Source organism: Mycobacterium sp. E1386 (assembly GCF_001672745.1).
Lineage (GTDB): Bacteria > Actinomycetota > Actinomycetes > Mycobacteriales > Mycobacteriaceae > Mycobacterium.
This window is the reverse complement of the sequence record NZ_LZKH01000003.1, coordinates 1-527: the sequence shown is the minus strand read 5'-3', so window position 1 is coordinate 527 and position 527 is coordinate 1. Positions and strand designations below refer to the sequence as shown.

1 protein-coding gene is annotated in these 527 nt (G+C 73.6%); it reads left to right on the top strand.

The genetic code is table 11. The features are described 5' to 3' along the window. A partial coding sequence (locus A5709_RS00045) for a cobalamin biosynthesis protein (protein WP_197520044.1) occupies positions 1 to 527 on the top strand: 527 nt, incomplete at both ends.

Here is a 527-nt window from a genome sequence, read left to right as displayed (position 1 = left end):
GGACGGCGCCGGCCTCACGCGTGCGTCGCTGGAATCGATCGCGGAGAACACGTCCGACGCCCAGGTGGCGCCGCTGCTGTGCGCGGCGATGGGCGGGACGCCCGCGGTGCTGGCGTACCGCGCCGTCAACACGCTGGACTCGATGATCGGCTATCGCTCGGTGCGTTACGCCCGATTCGGTTGGGCCGCAGCGAGATTGGATGATGTGGCTAACTACCTCGGCGCGCGGGCGACGGCGGTGCTGGTGGTGATGTTCGCCCCGTTTGTCAGCGGGTCGCCCTCGGGCGCGGTGCGGGCCTGGCGCCGTGATGCCGCCCGTCACCCCAGCCCCAACGCCGGTGTCGTCGAGGCGGCCTTCGCCGGGGCGCTGGGGGTCCGACTCGGCGGGCCGACCCAGTACCGCCACGAGTTGCAGATCCGGCCGACCCTGGGCGACGGACACCAGCCGACGGTGGCCGACCTGCGCCGCGCCGTGGCGCTGTCGCGGACGGTGCAAGCGGGCGCCGCGCTGCTGGCGGTGCTGCTGT